The sequence below is a fragment of the Demequina oxidasica genome, from assembly GCF_000975115.1.
GTDB lineage: Bacteria > Actinomycetota > Actinomycetes > Actinomycetales > Demequinaceae > Demequina > Demequina oxidasica.
In genome coordinates, this window is record NZ_BBRE01000001.1 from 179,963 (window position 1) to 193,190 (window position 13,228).

Sequence of the window (13,228 nt, forward strand, 5' to 3'; positions counted from 1 at the left end):
GGCCGCAGCATCGGCGGAAAGCCTCTCAACCAACGCTGCCTGTGCACATCAGTCCGTACACAGAAAATCCCCCGCGGGTCGGCTTCTCGCCGAGCCACGGGGGCTAGATTCTGTGCTGGAGCTAGCTATCTCGTAGAGCCAGTCCCCGGCGCCGCGGAGGAGTCGATACTCTCGTCGACTACCCGGGCCCCAACGGTCTCGAGCTCACGAGTATCGAGGTAGGCACTAGAGCCACCGTCGATCTCGAAAGACTCCGGCACCACGTCACGCTCGATGGTGGTCGCGAGCTTCTCCTGCTTGACGAACAGCAGCAGGATGAAGCTCACCGCGAGCAGCGGCACCATCAGCAAGAACACGGGGGTCAGCGCGTCGTTGTACGAGCTGACAATCGCGTCCTGGATCTCAGCGGGCATGTCCTGCACGGCGGACGGAACCAGCGAGTTCAGGTCGGCTTCGGTTCCCACACCTGCGGGCAGGCGCTCACCCAGCAGGTTGATCAGGTGCGAGGTGAACAGGCTACCCACGGCAGCGGAACCAACGGAGGCTCCAATCTGACGGAAGTAGTTGTTCGCCGCGGTCGCGGTGCCCACTGCCTTGGCGGGGAATGAATTCTGCACGATGAGCACCAGGATCTGCATGGTCAGGCCGAGGCCAAGACCCATCACCGCGAGGTAGGCGCAACGAATCCATAGCGCCATGTCCGGCGTCATGGTGGACAGCAGGAACAGGCCGAGAGCGATGAATACCGAACCCATGATGGGCAGGAACTTGTAGGTTCCCGTCTTAGTCACGTACTGGCCCGAGCTGATGGACGTGATGAGCATGGCGGCCATCATTGGGATCATCAGCAGTCCGGCCTGGGTGGCCGTCACTCCGGTGACCATCTGCATGTACGTAGGCATGTACGCCATCGCACCGAACATCGCGATACCGGTGATGAGACCCGCACCCGTCGTGAGGTTGAAGTTGCGGTTCTTGAACAGGTACAGCGGCATGACGGGCTCAGCGGCGCGCTTCTCGATGAACACAAACACTATTCCGACCACAACTCCAGTGGCGAAGAGGCCTATGATCTGCCATGAGCTCCACGCGTAGGTGTTGCCTCCGAGAGAGGTGGCAAGAACGATGGCGGACGATGCCACGGCCAGGGTGATCATTCCGGCCACGTCGATCTTGGGCTTGCCCTGGTCACGCTTGGGCAGGTGCAGGAACATCATGGCCGAGACAATCGCGGCGATGCCGAGTGGAATGTTGATCCAGAAGCACCAGCGCCAGTCCAGCGACTCAGTGAAGTAGCCACCCAGCAGTGGGCCGGCCACGGAGGCCAGGGCGAACACGCCACCCATGACTCCCATGTACTTGCCACGCTCGCGGGCGGGCACGACGTCGGCGATGATCGCCTGCGCCAGAATCATCAGGCCACCGCCGCCGAGGCCCTGAATGGCGCGGCCGGCAATCAGCTCCGGCATGTTCTGCGCGAGGCCTCCGACAATTGACCCGATCATGAAGATCGAAATCGCAAAAATGAAGAGGTGCTTGCGGCCAAAGAGATCGCCAAGCTTGCCGTAAACCGGCATCATGATGGTCGCGGCCAGGATGTACGCCGTGGTCACCCACAGCATGTGCTCGACTCCGCCGAGCTCGCCAACAACCGTGGGCAGTGCGGTGGAGAAAATCATCTGGTCGAGTGCTGCGAGCAGCATTGCCAGGATGAGACCTACAAAGACAAGCAGGATGTGCTTGCGATCCGGGGTCTCCTCGGCGGTCGCGGTCGGCGACGCCTCGGTTTGGTTACTCATAGGGGTCTCCCTTTAAGAAGTGCTCTCGCCGGTTGGGCGAAGAGTCTGGGTAATGTGACGAATAGTGACGAAGGCTTCGCGGAGGTATTCCTGGATGGACATGTCCGTGTGTCCGTGCAGCCAGCCGCGGCCGATGACCTGCATGGCGCCCATGGTGAGGGCGACAATGTACTGCGCCCGGGTGGTGCGCTCCTGGGCTGAAAGAGACGGTTCCACGACGGCGACGCGGCGCGACACGATGTCGGCGTAGTGACCCCGCGCCTCAGTCACGCGCGCAAAGTTCAACGTGGCGAGTTCGGGCGAGATATCCATCAGTTGGCGGCGCTTACGGACCAAGTCCCGGTCAATGTCCGCACTGTTGAACGTCTGGGCGATGAGGGTCGCGAATTCCTCAACCTCGCTCGCTCCGGTGCGGGCCGTGTAAGCCTGAATGGCGTCCTCACTCGGCATCGGCTTGCTGTCTCCCAGGAGCGCCGCCTCGCGGGTGCCAAAGTAGTTGTAAAACGTACGCGCCGAGATCTCGGCAGCATCGCAGATCATGTCAACCGTCACGGCCGCGAAACCGTGCTCGAGGCACAGGTCGATCGCCGCGTGCTCGGTGCGTAGGCGGCTCTCTGCCACCTTGCGTTCCCTTAGGCCCACTTCACTCATCGCGCGTCACTTCCATCTCGTTGCATACTCTGCATTGTTGCAGACTCTGCAACGAGTGGCAAGCGGGAAGTGGCGGTGCGGTACTACTTACTGCGCAATTGCCTCATGTCGGGAATCGCATCCTCGTCCTGTGAGAGCTCCTCAATGTTGACGTCCTTGAACGTCACCACGCGGACGTTCTTCACGAGCCGGGCGGAGCGGTAGACGTCCCACACCCAGGCGTCGGCCATCACCACCTCGAAGTAGACGTCGCCGCCCGAGGCCCTGACCTGCAGGTCTACCTTGTTTGCCAGGTAGAACCGGCGTTCCGTCTCGACGACGTACTGGAACAGGCCCACCACGTCGCGATACTCGCGGTACAGCGCTAGCTCGGCGTCTGTCTCATAATTCTCGAGGTCTTCGCTACTCACGTGTCCATCATGGTCACAAAGTGCCCGGGAGCGCACCTGGCGCGCCGCATTGGGCTCGCGCGGTGGCCTAGTTTTCGCGCTCTGGCAGCTTCCAGGAGCGCCGGTGGTGGTCCGTCGCGCCGAGCTTCCGAATCGCGTCGAGGTGACCCTCGGCGCCGTAGCCCTTGTTGCCGTCCCAGCCATACTCAGGATGCTGCTCGTGGGCAGCCGCCATCAGGCCATCGCGCTCGACCTTCGCGATCACGGAGCCCGCGGCGATCGAGGCGCACAGGTTGTCTCCCTTAATCACCATGGTGACCGGAGGCAGGGGCGAGGCTTCCGCTTCGCCAGCCGCAGCATCGGCCGATGCTGCGAAGAGGTCGTCGGCGGGAGGCGTCAGCCAGTCGTGCTTGCCGTCCAAAAGGATGGCATCAACCACTACGCCCGATGCCGCGACGGCGGCGAGTGCTCGGTTGCCAGCCAGGCGCAGGGCGCCATTGATGCCGAGATCGTCAATCTCCTGCGGCGAGGCGTGACCGACTGCACGGGCGGCCCCATAGTCGGCGAGCACCTCGTTCATCGCGACGCGCCTCTTCGGGCTCAGTAACTTAGAGTCCGCCAGGCCCTCGGGCCACGTTTCGCACCGCTCGAGCGCGCAGACGCCCACCGAGACGGGGCCGGCAAGTGCACCGCGCCCAACCTCGTCGATCCCAACGACCACACGCGCACCAGCGTCCCAGAGAACGGCCTCATGCTCGAGCGAGACGGGCATCGCTCTAATTCGCCGTGGTGGGAACGTGGCTGGTGGAGACGGGGGGCGGCGGAGCGGTCGCGTCGGTGAAGGGGTTGCCTAGCCCGGTCCAATTGCTCAACGGCCACACGACCGCAAACGTGGTGCCCACGACGTTGTCGATGGGAATGGTGCCGCCGCCGGGCTCGCCCATGTGCGCGCGGGAGTCCGCGGAATTGTCGCGGTTATCGCCCATTACCCAGAGGTAGCCGTCGGGCACGGTGATCTCGAACTCGCGGCCGCAGGGCTCGGTTCCAGGCTTGATATAGGGCTCGTCGATCGCCGTACCGTTGACGTGAACCTTGTCCTCAGGGTCGGTGCAGGTGACGGTATCGCCGGGAAGGCCGACAACGCGCTTGATGAGGTGTTCGCCGGCATCCTCGGGCAGCAGACCCGTAAAAGTGAGAATCTCGTTGCCAACCTTGTGCAGGCCGGTCGGATCGTCAGCGGGATCGTGGCGTAGCCAGTTATTCGGATCCTTGAACACGACAATGTCGCCGTGGCGTAGCTCCAGGGGACCCGGGCGCCACTTGGTCACCAGAATTCGGTCACCGTCAACCAGTGTGTCTTCCATCGACTCTGACGGAATCCAGAACGACTGGAAGAAGAAAGTCTTAATGATCAGCGAGAGCAGCAAAGCACTCGCGATGATGATGAGGAGTTCGCGTACCCACAGCCACACGCGACGACCGGCGGAGGGCTGCTGCCCGTCCGCCGGCGCGTCGGTGGTGGTGCTGATGTTTAGTTCTCGCGCTTCTCGCGAATACGAGCTGCCTTGCCACGAAGGCCGCGCAGGTAGTAGAGCTTCGCGCGGCGGACGTCGCCACGGCTCACGATTTCGACGTGGTCGATCGTCGGGGCGTTGATGGGGAACGTACGCTCCACACCGCAACCGAACGAGACCTTACGGACGGTGAACGTCGCTGCGACACCCTGGCTCTGACGGGCGATAACGATGCCCTGGAAGACCTGGATACGCGAGCGGGTGCCCTCGATGACCTTCACGTGGACCTTGACAGTGTCGCCGGCCCGGAAGTTTGGCATATCAGTGCGGAGCAGGTCCGCGGTAATGGCGTCAAGCTTCTGCATGACTTATCTCTCCTCGCACACGCCACAGGTCCCGCGCGGTATCTGCCTTACGGCAATCAATAGGTGGTGATGCGCATCGAATGATGCATGGGCCCCCTGTGGCAGGCCAATGCGTCGTGAGCACCGAGGGTCTATTCTGCCACAGGTTGAAGCCTGTACACGAGCCTTCGCGGGGACTAGACGACTCCCTGCGCGCGCATCGCGTTCGCAACCTTGAAGAAACCGGCAATATTCGCGCCGTTGACGTAGTTGCCCGGAGTCCCAAAGTCGTCCGCCGCCGCCTGGCAGCGGTGATGGATGGTGGCCATGATCGACCGCAGCCGCGAATCGACCTCGCCGCTGGTCCAGGATAGCCGCGCACTGTTCTGCGCCATCTCGAGGCCAGATACCGCTACGCCGCCTGCGTTGCTCGCCTTCGCTGGGCCATAGAGAATGCCAGCGTCAAGGAACACGTGCGCCGCCTCCAGCGTGGAGGGCATGTTGGCGCCTTCGGCGACCAGCTGCACACCATTCTTGACCAGGTTGCGGGCATCGGCACCGTTGATCTCGTTCTGAGTCGCGGAGGGGAAGGCACAGTCGGCCTCGTGGTCCCACAGCGGGTTGTGGTCCGCGTCGCCATTCACGGGCGTGAACACAGCGTCTGGATACTTGTCGAGGTACTCGGAGATACGACCGCGGCGCTGGTTCTTGATCTCCTTGACCCAGGCCAGCTTTTCTCGATCGATTCCCGCCTCGTCGTAGATGTATCCGCTGGAGTCGGAAACGGTGACGGCCGTCGCTCCGAGGTCGATGAGCTTCTCCACCGTGTACTGGGCGACGTTTCCTGAACCCGACACGAGCGCGATCTTGTCGTCGAACCGCTCCTTGCGCGTGTGCAGCATCTCCTCTGCGAAATACACGCAGCCGTAGCCCGTGGCCTCCGGACGGATCAACGACCCACCCCAGTCAAGGCCCTTGCCCGTCAACACGCCGGTGAACTCGTTGCGAAGTCGTTTGTACTGGCCGAACAGGTAGCCGATCTCGCGGGCACCCACGCCGATGTCGCCCGCAGGCACATCGGTGTTGGGGCCGATGTGGCGGGCTAACTCAGTCATGAACGACTGGCAGAAGCGCATCACCTCGCCGTCGGACTTGCCCTTGGGGTCAAAGTCGCTGCCGCCTTTGCCACCTCCGAGCGACAACGAGGTCAGCGAGTTCTTGAGAACCTGCTCGAACGCGAGGAACTTGAGAACCCCCAAGTTGACCGAGGGGTGAAAGCGCAGGCCGCCCTTGTACGGCCCGAGCGCGCTATTCATCTCGACGCGGTAGCCGCGGTTGACCTGAACCTCCCCGGCATCGTCCGTCCACACCACGCGGAAGGTAATAATGCGCTCGGGCTCGATCATGCGGTCGAGGATCTTTTCAGTGACGAACTCCGGGTGCCTCTCCAGGACCAGTTCTAGAGACTCCACGGTCTCCTCGACCGCCTGTCGGAACTCGACTTCACCAGGGTCCTTAGCAGTGACGGTGGCGAGTAGTCGTGCGGCGTAATCGCTCATGTGAATCCTTCGGTGTGCGTGCCCCTGTGGCGAACGTAAATTCCACCGAGCCTACACAGGGTGGGCAGGGGATATTTGCCTTAGTCGAGTGGCGGGAGTAGGTCGGGGCGACGCTCACGCGTGCGCTCACGTTGCTGTTCGTGGCGCCACTGCTCGATCTTGCCGTGGTGGCCGCTGAGCAGGATCTCCGGGACCTCGAGGTCGCGCCAAGACGCGGGTCGCGTGTAACTCGGGTACTCGAGCAGTCCGTCGGAATGCGACTCCTCGACAATGCTCTCGGCATTGCCCATGAAGCCGGGAATGAGACGCGTGATGGCCTCGATCATCGCGAAGGCTGCCACCTCTCCCCCGTTGAGCACGTAATCACCGAGTGACACCTCGGTGACGGCGAAGCCGGCCGCCGCATAGTGCTCGGCGACCCGTGCATCGATGCCCTCGTAGCGACCGCACGCGAAGGCAATCTGCGGTGCCTGGGCGAGTTCCGCCGCCATCGCCTGGGTGAAAGGCACGCCCGCGGGACTGGGCACCAGAAGGTGACCACCTGGCTGGAGCACATCGTCGAGCGCCCTACCCCACACATCGGCCTTCATGACCATGCCGGCACCTCCGCCAAAGGGCGAGTCGTCCACGGTCTTGTGATTGTCAGTGGTCCAACTGCGCAGGTCGTGAACGTAGGTTTCGACAAGGTCCGCCTGGCGTGCCTTGCCTAGCAAGGACACGTCGAGGACGCCAAAGAATTCCGGGAAGATCGTGACGACGTCAATGCGCATTAGTTGTCACCGTCGCCGGTGGCGGTGCCGTGGGTCTCACCGGTCGCCTCGGGCTCCTCGCCCGCCAGCAGTCCATACGGCGGCGTGATGACGACGCGACCGCCGTCGATGTCCACCTCCGGCACAAACTCGTCAACGAACGGAATCATGGCTCGTTCACCGCTGGACTGCTTCACGATGAGCAAATCTTGGGCGGGCATCGTCTGCAGGTCCACGACTTTTCCAACCTCGGTGCCGTCGAGTCGCACCACTGCGAGCCCCACAAGTTCATGGATGTACCAGGCGTCATCCTCGTCGGACTCCTCGCCCTCAATGACGAGTTCCGCGCCACGTGCGGCGTCGGCGAGCTCGCGGGAGGTGATCTCCTTGAACACGACGTACCAGCGGCCGGCCTGCGTGCGAGTCTTGACCACCGTCAGCGGCCCTGACGCGGCGGGTTCCGTGTCGAACCTCGCGCCCGCCGTCAGGCGCTCCTCGGGGATGTCGGTATGCAACTCGACAGTTACCTCGCCCTTGAGTCCGTGCGCTCGGCCAATGCGGGCAACAGTAAGTTTCATGACTCAAGCCTAAATCACCCGCGCACGGAGGCGTTGCGCGCACTACTATCGAAAAAACGTCAACGTGCCTGAAAATGGGGAGAGTCATGAGTTCGACAGCAGTCCGTCCAGGTAGTGTCACCCTCGTCGTCGTGCTGATGTGGCTCTCCGCGCTCGGCAGCGCCGTGGGTGGCGGACTCCTCCTGTGGGCAGTCGCCAACCCCAGTAGCGCAACCGCGGACGGCGATGGCGCCCTCTACGGCTGGATATCGCTCGGCATCGGACTGTTCATGGCGATCCTCGCCGTCGCGCTGTCCGGCGGGTCACGTCTGGTGCGCTTCCTGGTCATCCTCACCATGACTATCCGGGCCGTGCTCGATATCTATGCGCTGGTCAAGGTCGACGACGCCAACGTTCCGATGCTCGTCGCCTCGTTGCTCTTCGCACTCGGCATCATCGCGTTGCTGACCACCAAGCGAGCCTCAGCGTTCTTCCGCCGCTAGCTGGCACTCTGATCTGCGGGACTCACCCAATAGCGGTCCCAAACTGCGCGTATTTTGCCGCCAGATTTTTCTGGCGGTCCCATTGTGCGCGTTGGCCCGCGCGGTTCGCCATCCCGAGCCGAACTGGTCCCGTACATTTGCGGACCGCCAGATTAAATCAGCCGCTCAAAACGTAGGTTTAGGGACCGCTACGGGGTTGGGCGCTGCGAACCCGGATTGGTGCTGGGGCGCGGGAAGCCGGTTAGCGCGGTGCTACGTCAACAATGTTGACCCTCACGTCGTCGCGGGCAATGGCCTCCACGACGGTGCGGATGGCGGACGCAGTACGTCCGCGACGACCAATCACGCGGGGAAGGTCGTCAGGGTGAACCACCACGTTAAGGGTGGTTCCCCGACGCCCGGAGCGCTCGGTGACGCGCACGTCGTCCGGGTTGCGGACGATGCTACGGACCAGGTACTCCAGGGCGTCGAGGGTCACGGTTACTTCTCCTCGGCCTCTGCGGCGTCGGCGGCAGGTGCCTCTTCAGCGGCGGCGTCCTCGGCAGGAGCCTCCTCTGCGGGCTTCTCTGCCTCAGCGGCCTTAGCCTCTGCTGCGGCTGCCTCTTCAGCAGCCTTAGCTTCCGCTTCGGCTTCCTTCTTGGCCTTCTCGTTCTCTTCGGCCTTCGCAGCCTTGAGCTTCTCGGCGGCGTCAGCGTGAGCCTTGATCTGGTCCTCGGCGCTGACCTTGCCAGCTGCGAGCTCAACGGTGCTCTTGGCGTTCTTGTCACCCTGGTGGATGCCCATGTCGCCCGTGAGGGTCAGCAGCTTGCGCACCTGGTCGGAAGGCTGTGCGCCAACTGAGAGCCAGTAGAGCGCACGCTCGGAGTTGATCTCGATGATCGAGGGGTTGTTCAGCGGGTGGTAAATGCCGATCTCTTCGAGGGCCTTACCGTCGCGCTTCGCGCGGCCGTCCATGACGACGACGCGGTAGAAAGGCGCCTTCTTCTTACCAAAACGCTTCAGACGAATCTTGACAGCCATAGCTGTATCTCCTTTTATATTCGGTGTGAGCCTGCACCCAGCGTTCGGGGATATCGAACGATGCTGCTGGCAAGACGAATTGGTTCATGCGGGTTAGAGGGCCGCAATCACCAGCGCCCTATTGTGCCAGATCGCGCGGACCATGGGCAACCACAGCAATCATGCCGGCCGATGCCGTGGCTGGCTTCCCGCCTCCGCACACTACTCGAAGGCGCCCCGCACCTCGGCATCGAGCTTGAAGCTGGTCTCGTGGACGTCCGACAGCGTCACCTTCACGCCTTATTGGACCGAGTCACTCTCGACCAGCATTCTGCATCCGCGGCCAGCCGGGGCTACGTTCCGCGAAGACCTTGCCCTCACGCACCGCGCAGGTCAGCACGTGTAGCCCCTCGGCCTGCGCCGCGAGCGCCACCTTGCGCCCGCCCGCCATGATGGCCGTGGCCCACGCATCGCACTGCACCAGGTCGCTGCCGGCGACCGAGGCCTGGGCGAAGTGAGTGTCCGCGCGTCCCTTTCGCGGATCCCAGATGTGCTCACCACTGTGAGCGGTACCCGAGGTCGCGATTGCCTCGACGGCGCCGAGCTCGACCGCGTCGACAGTCGCGCCGCCAGCACGCGGGTCGGCGATGCCGACGCGCCACGGCCCCACAGCATCTGGACGTCCCTGCGCCGTCACGTCGCCGGCACATCCCCACAGCCACGCCGATGCCCCCAGTAATTGGAAACGCCACCGCACCCGTTCCATGGCCCACGTCTTGACGATTCCCGTGGGATCGATAACTCCGTCGGGCCTGCGGGCATCGAACGCTCCGCTCGTCTCTTCGCGGTACTTCTCACAGAGGTCGAGGACCTCGGCAACAGCGGGCACGCATTCGCCGATGCTCGCCTCGCCACGACCTAGACGCGACAGTTGGGAATCAGGCTGGTAGAGACTAAAAATGGCATCCGCCCACTGCAGGTCGGACTCGATGTACGGCATCACCGTGTCCAGTGCACTATCCGAGACGGACTCCGGCACGTCCAGCGTGAAGTCCATCGCCATCGCCGTCACCGTGCGGCGCTTGAGTGGTTTCCTCATGGCCTACAAGCCAGCGTCATCGAAGGCACCGTGGGCCGACTCGACCATCGCGGGCGAGGTGAACGAGGCGCCGCTGACGTAGTCCACGTCCCAATCCTGCGCCTCCAGGATCTCCTCGCGAAGAACTGGAAGTGCCATCGCGTTGATAGACACCGACTCAGCGGCCTCAGTGCCCGCCGCGAGGAACTCGACGTCGGTCACGACGCCGTCGGCAACCACGATCTGCAGTTGGTAGTCACCACGAATGTTGGAGACGACTGGGCCCGGGTAGGTCCCGTCCGTCGCTCCCGCACTGACGTCCGGAGTCGTAGAGGCCTCGGGCACCGGCATCTCGTCTGGAACCGCCGTGGGGGTGGGAGCCGGTGGGGGTGTGACTCCCGAGGGGCTATCCGCACCCGGGTCTGCGAGTTCCAGCACGGCCGCCTCGGGCGCAGCAGCAAAGCCCGCACCAAGAATCACTACGGAAGCTCCGCCCACCATCAGCTTTCTTGAAGTCCTCATTGCTACCACCCAAATTCTTCGCGATGAATGGCCTCGGCGGGTATGCCGGCCGCGGCAGCATCGGCCGCAACGGCTGTCGCCCAACCGGGCGGGCCGCACACATAGACATCTGTGGACGCGGCATCGGCGACAAACTGGCCGATGGTCACGGGCGCGTGCTCAGTGCCCCAGGTCTCGCCGCGCCGACCCTCAAGCACGTGCAACGTGGCGCCCTTGGTTTCCGCCAGTGCCTCAACCTCGTCGAGCAAGGGCGCGTTGGCACGCGAGCGCACGCGCACCACCACGGTGCAGTCATCACCAGGCTCGACGGCCTCAAGCATCGACCGCACTGGGGTGATGCCGATGCCGGCGCTGACCAACAGGAGCGCTGACTTCGCGCGGCGCGAGTGGGTGAAGATGCCCAGTGGCCCCTCGGTCATCACCCGCGTGCCCACGGGCACGTGGGCCACGCGGCCTGAGCCGTCGCCCGAGTCCTTCACCGTGATGCGCAGGCGGTTACCCGGCGCCGCGGACAGTGAGTACGGGTGGGACTGCCAGCGCATCCCCGGGCTGAGGAAGCGCCACAGGAAGAACTGCCCGGCCTGCGCACGCAGTCTGTCGACGTCACGCCCGGCGATCGTGAGCGTCGTCGAGCCGTCGCCCCGAGTGTCGACGGACTCGACCACTAGGCGGTGCCGGCCAGCAAGGACTGCTGGACGCACCAGGCGAAAAACGATAAATGAGCCGATGCTTACAGTCCACAGCGCTGCCCAGAACCACCACGCGACACCACCGCCAACAAAGGTGCTGCCTTCGAGGAACTGGTGCGGGACCGCGGAGGCCACCCCAACGTAGACCAGCAGGTGAACGGCATGCCAGCGCTCGTAGCGCCAGCGCAAGCGGACTGCGGCGAGCGACGTCGCCAACACCACTAGGAAGCTCACGGCAGCAATCTGTGCGAACAGCATGAACCAGCCGTAGTTCTGCCATTGGATGGTCTGCTCGACAAAGGATCGGCCGTCAAAGGCGGCGGTGGTCGCCGTCATCAAGATCAGGTGCACGAACATCAACAGGATCGCGACCTTGCCCAGGCGAGTGTGCTTGGCGATGGCGCGGTCGTGACCAATGACCTTCTCTATCCACGGCGCACGCGAGGCCAACAGCACCTGCGTCATCATCATCACCGCGGCAACAATGCCGATGGACCGTCCCAACGTATTCCACCAGTTCGCGGCCGTCGCAGTACTAAATCCCCCGCTGGCGATCATGAATGCGATGCCGGCGACCGCCGCGAGCCACATCGCGGCCTCGAGCGCATCAGACCACAGGCTGCGCCGTGCCGCGCGAGAGGCGCGATCACGCGCCACGTCTATCACGGTCATGTGGCCCTCCTAGGTATAAGAACTGTTCGCGTGCCGGCGTCGTGTGGATTGCGTCGGCCCACTAGGTCGCGGTTCCGGAACTCGCCACTACGTTGCCGCGCAGCACGATGGCGGAAGGCTCCCGCAGGACGGTGATGTCCTCACGTGGATCTCGCGGGTACACCACGAAGTCCGCGCTAGCGCCCTCACTGAGGCCCTGTGCGCCCAGGAAATCCCTGGCGGACCAGGAGGCCGCCGCAACTACCTCGGGGGCGGGAATGCCCGCCTGGACCATAAGTTCCGCCTCCTCGGCGATCGCGCCGTGGCCGATGGTCCCGCCCGCGTCCGTGCCCACCAGCAGCGTCAGCCCGGCTTCGCGGAAGGCCCGCACCTGCGCGAAGCGGTTGTCGTACATGCGCTGCATGCGCTCGGCGTAGGCGGGGAACTTCTCCCTCCCCTGCGCCGCGTAACCCTCAAAGTTGGCGACCTGCAGCAGCGTGGGCACCACCGGCACCCCGGCGGCCGCCGCCCGATCCATCTGCGCGCGATTCATGCCCGTGCCGTGCTCGATGCAGTCGATGCGCGCGTCCAGGAGCGGGTCGATACTCTCTGCGGCGAACGTGTGTGCCGTGACACGAACCCCCAATGCATGGGCGGCCGCGATGGCCTCTCCCAGCACTTCCGCGGGCCACAGCGGCTCCAGGTCCCCGGTCTCGCGGTCAATCCAGTCGGCGATGATCTTGACCCAGCCGTCGCCGCGCCTGGCCTCCTCAACCACCACTCGCACCAGGTCAGCTACCTCGATCTCACGGCCGTACCCGCGCAGGTAGCGCTTGGGACGGGCGATGAACCGGCCAGCGCGAATCAGGCGAGGAAGTTCGTCGTGCGCCTGGACAAAGGAGTTGTCGATTGGCGAGCCCGCATCGCGGATGAGCAGGGTGCCTGCGTCGCGGTCCACCACGGCCTGCTTCAAGGCAATCTCCGGGTCCACGGCGCCACCAGAGTCGAGCCCAATGTGACAATGCACGTCCACCAGCCCGGGAAGGACGACCCCGGAAATCTCTTCCCAGGAATCGTCGCCCGTCGAATCGCCATCGGCGGTAGCATCGGCCACCACCGGCCGCGTCAAGGTGATGCGGCCATCGACCACCCACGCCTCACCGTGCTGCGTGGCGGCGTCGACCACCACGGTACCGGTGAGGTGCAGGCGAGCCATAGGGGCGC

16 protein-coding genes are annotated in these 13,228 nt (G+C 64.0%); 1 reads left to right on the forward strand and 15 read right to left on the reverse strand.

Annotation, left to right across the window (positions count from 1 at the left end; all coding sequences use genetic code 11):
• Nucleotides 1–125: 125 nt before the first annotated feature.
• From AOP77_RS00885 to rimM, 9 genes are all read right to left on the reverse strand, one after another.
• A complete protein-coding gene (locus tag AOP77_RS00885; RefSeq protein ID WP_084622085.1) occupies nucleotides 126–1,799 on the reverse strand; it encodes an MDR family MFS transporter in 1,674 nt (557 codons plus the stop codon).
• A 12-nt stretch (nucleotides 1,800–1,811) separates the two neighbouring features.
• Entirely contained in the window at nucleotides 1,812–2,450 is a 639-nt protein-coding gene (locus tag AOP77_RS00890) for a TetR/AcrR family transcriptional regulator (RefSeq protein ID WP_062208102.1), read from the reverse strand.
• Between the two features lie 83 nt (nucleotides 2,451–2,533).
• On the reverse strand, nucleotides 2,534–2,860 hold the full coding sequence (locus tag AOP77_RS00895; protein ID WP_061964381.1) for a DUF2469 domain-containing protein: 327 nt from the start codon (nucleotides 2,858–2,860) through the stop codon (nucleotides 2,534–2,536).
• A gap of 67 nt (nucleotides 2,861–2,927) precedes the next feature.
• Nucleotides 2,928–3,611 (reverse strand): ribonuclease HII, encoded by a 684-nt coding sequence (gene rnhB, locus AOP77_RS00900; RefSeq protein WP_236685727.1) that lies wholly within the window; start codon nucleotides 3,609–3,611, stop codon nucleotides 2,928–2,930.
• 4 nt (nucleotides 3,612–3,615) lie between these two features.
• The gene (lepB, locus tag AOP77_RS00905; RefSeq protein ID WP_062208108.1) at nucleotides 3,616–4,311 is read right to left on the reverse strand and encodes a signal peptidase I; all 696 of its coding nucleotides are present in this window, start codon (nucleotides 4,309–4,311) and stop codon (nucleotides 3,616–3,618) included.
• A 59-nt stretch (nucleotides 4,312–4,370) separates the two neighbouring features.
• Nucleotides 4,371–4,718, reverse strand: coding sequence for a 50S ribosomal protein L19 (rplS, locus tag AOP77_RS00910; RefSeq protein WP_062208110.1), 348 nt, complete (start codon nucleotides 4,716–4,718; stop codon nucleotides 4,371–4,373).
• A gap of 176 nt (nucleotides 4,719–4,894) precedes the next feature.
• Nucleotides 4,895–6,256, reverse strand: coding sequence for an NADP-specific glutamate dehydrogenase (gdhA, locus tag AOP77_RS00915; protein WP_062208113.1), 1,362 nt, complete (start codon nucleotides 6,254–6,256; stop codon nucleotides 4,895–4,897).
• A gap of 80 nt (nucleotides 6,257–6,336) precedes the next feature.
• Entirely contained in the window at nucleotides 6,337–7,026 is a 690-nt protein-coding gene (gene trmD, locus AOP77_RS00920) for a tRNA (guanosine(37)-N1)-methyltransferase TrmD (RefSeq protein WP_062208116.1), read from the reverse strand.
• Entirely contained in the window at nucleotides 7,026–7,583 is a 558-nt protein-coding gene (rimM, locus tag AOP77_RS00925; protein WP_062208119.1) for a ribosome maturation factor RimM, read from the reverse strand. Before rimM ends, trmD begins: the two co-directional genes overlap by 1 nt.
• An 86-nt stretch (nucleotides 7,584–7,669) precedes the next feature.
• Here rimM and AOP77_RS00930 point away from each other — a divergent pair, with 86 nt between their 5' ends.
• Nucleotides 7,670–8,065 carry a hypothetical protein gene (locus AOP77_RS00930; RefSeq protein ID WP_062208122.1) on the forward strand — a complete coding sequence of 132 codons (396 nt, stop codon included), beginning with the start codon at nucleotides 7,670–7,672 and terminating at the stop codon, nucleotides 8,063–8,065.
• A gap of 241 nt (nucleotides 8,066–8,306) precedes the next feature.
• Here the strand turns inward: AOP77_RS00930 and AOP77_RS00935 are convergent, their stop codons facing one another.
• From AOP77_RS00935 to AOP77_RS00960, 6 genes are all read right to left on the reverse strand, one after another.
• Nucleotides 8,307–8,543, reverse strand: a complete 237-nt coding sequence (locus AOP77_RS00935) for a KH domain-containing protein (RefSeq protein WP_061964368.1) — start codon at nucleotides 8,541–8,543, stop codon at nucleotides 8,307–8,309.
• Nucleotides 8,544–8,545: 2 nt separating this feature from the next.
• Nucleotides 8,546–9,085, reverse strand: a complete 540-nt coding sequence (gene rpsP, locus AOP77_RS00940) for a 30S ribosomal protein S16 (protein WP_062208126.1) — start codon at nucleotides 9,083–9,085, stop codon at nucleotides 8,546–8,548.
• Nucleotides 9,086–9,377: 292 nt separating this feature from the next.
• Nucleotides 9,378–10,163, reverse strand: coding sequence for an FAD:protein FMN transferase (locus tag AOP77_RS00945; protein ID WP_084622087.1), 786 nt, complete (start codon nucleotides 10,161–10,163; stop codon nucleotides 9,378–9,380).
• Nucleotides 10,164–10,166: 3 nt separating this feature from the next.
• Complete coding sequence (locus AOP77_RS00950; RefSeq protein ID WP_152649718.1) at nucleotides 10,167–10,664, reverse strand: FMN-binding protein; 498 nt, start codon at nucleotides 10,662–10,664, stop codon at nucleotides 10,167–10,169.
• Between the two features lie 2 nt (nucleotides 10,665–10,666).
• The gene (locus AOP77_RS00955; RefSeq protein ID WP_062208135.1) at nucleotides 10,667–12,025 is read right to left on the reverse strand and encodes a ferredoxin reductase family protein; all 1,359 of its coding nucleotides are present in this window, start codon (nucleotides 12,023–12,025) and stop codon (nucleotides 10,667–10,669) included.
• A gap of 61 nt (nucleotides 12,026–12,086) precedes the next feature.
• Nucleotides 12,087–13,220, reverse strand: coding sequence for an amidohydrolase family protein (locus AOP77_RS00960; protein ID WP_062208138.1), 1,134 nt, complete (start codon nucleotides 13,218–13,220; stop codon nucleotides 12,087–12,089).
• Between the last annotated feature and the right edge of the window lie 8 nt (nucleotides 13,221–13,228).